This window comes from Terrabacter terrae, from assembly GCF_039529575.1.
In the GTDB taxonomy this organism is placed as follows: domain Bacteria; phylum Actinomycetota; class Actinomycetes; order Actinomycetales; family Dermatophilaceae; genus Terrabacter; species Terrabacter terrae.
Window position 1 is genome coordinate 1 of record NZ_BAAANB010000230.1, and the last position, 1,736, is coordinate 1,736.

At 70.6% G+C, this 1,736-nt stretch carries 2 protein-coding genes; both read right to left on the minus strand.

The genetic code is table 11. From position 1 onward, the window contains the following. On the minus strand, positions 1 to 577 hold a 577-nt coding region (locus ABD194_RS21410; protein ID WP_343995305.1), incomplete at its 3' end, for an FAD-dependent monooxygenase. Between the two features lie 43 nt (positions 578 to 620). Beyond that, positions 621 to 1,736 (minus strand): LuxR C-terminal-related transcriptional regulator (locus tag ABD194_RS21415; protein ID WP_343995307.1); only part of this gene is annotated, 1,116 nt, incomplete at its 5' end.

Sequence of the window (1,736 nt, forward strand, 5' to 3'; positions counted from 1 at the left end):
CCAGCTCGGCATCGGCGAGTAGCCAGTCGAACGGGTAGGGCTGCCCCACGAACGGGACGCCCAAGATGTGGCGCACCTGGCTGTGCGACCCGTCGCAACCGACGAGGAATGCGGTCCTGACATGCTCCTCGCGGCCGGCGGCGTCGCGCACTGCGGCGCTCACCGCGTCAGCATTCTGGACGAAGCCCAGCAGCTCGACCCCCGACTCGACGGTTCCGCCGAGCTGGGCAAGCCGCGACCGGAGCACCTCCTCGGTTCGGTGCTGCGGCAGGTGCAGCATGAAGGCGTAATCGGAGTCCGCGTAGGTCATGTCGATGCCGACCTGTCGCCGGCCGTCGAGGTAGACGCTGACCCCGGTGGTCCGGTGCCCGATCGCGAGCAGTTGCTCGGCAAGGCCCATCGTGTCCAAGGTCTCCAGGGTGCGGGGTTGGATGCCGATCGCCCGGCTGAGCTTCGGCAGCGCGAGCTCCTTGTCGATGACGCGCGTACGCACGCCGCGTGAGATCAGCTGGATGGCGAGCGTCAGGCCGGTCGGCCCGGCACCTACGACCAGCACGTCGCAGTCTGTGGTGTCCATGCATCGACTGTGCGCGCGGGCGAGATCCGAGGAGTCCGTGGGACTACGTAACCTCGCCACGTAGGTCGGTCATGAGCCCCTCCTGGTGCGCCCAGACCGTGAGCTGTCCCCGGGTGCTGAAACCCAGCTTGGTGAGCACGCGGCTGACGTGCGTCTCGACGGTCCGTACCGACAGGACCAGGTGCTCGGCGATCTGGCGGTTCGTCAGGCCCTGGGCCGCCAGGATTGCGATCTCGCCCTCTCGCTCTGTGAGGCCGGGCGAGGTGCCGACGTGCCACGGGTCCTCGGGTCGTGGATCGATGCCGGCGGCGAGCAGCTCGCTGATCCCCATGGCGCGGCCCTCGGCCTGCACCCGACTGGCCGCCGGGCCGACCTCTGCGAGGACTGGCGCCAGCCAGCCCTGGAGCAGAGTCCGGATGAACTGCGGCCGATTCGTCTGGTCGGCCTGCTCGTGGGCCGCGGCGGCGCCCGCCAGCCGGAGCGCTGTCCGCGGCCGACGTCGTTGGGCGGCCAGGCCGGCCAGGATGGTCAACCCGACCGGAATCCCGAATCGGTCATCCAACTCGACAACAGCCGGAACCGCGTCTGCGAGCGCTGCTTCGGCTCCGCTGAGGTTGCCCATGTCCATCCGCACTGCCCCGAGCAGGTTCCCGGCACGCGCCGATATGACAGGCTGGCCCAGTTGAGCACACCCCTGCGCGCAGGCCTCGAGGCGATCTTGCGCAAGCTGCAGCTCGCCGGCGAAGTGAGCCATGGCGCCGCCGAGCCACAGCCCGACCGCCAAACCCACGGCGTCGCCCGAGCCCTCGCGGATTGCGAGCGCCTCCTCGACGTCCTCCCGGGCGCCAGCCGGGTCACCGATGACGCCCCGGACACGGCCCCTGGCCAGTAACGCGTCGGCCTCCCTGCCGCGGTCCCCGGTGGCGCGAGCCGCCACGAGCGCCTGCCCGAGGAGCGGGAGCGCGACGCCGCGATCGCCCTGGTCGGTCGCGAGCCAGGCCTCGCCGATGAGCGCGTCTGTGAAGTGGGGTTCACCCCCCGTGGCGTGCTGTCGTAGGTCGGCCAGGCGTCGACGCCCCTCGGTGAAATAGCCGCGGATGGTCCAGAAGCAGGTGAGCCGGTTGGCCATCTGCAGTGCCGTGCCAGGGTCCGACTCGGA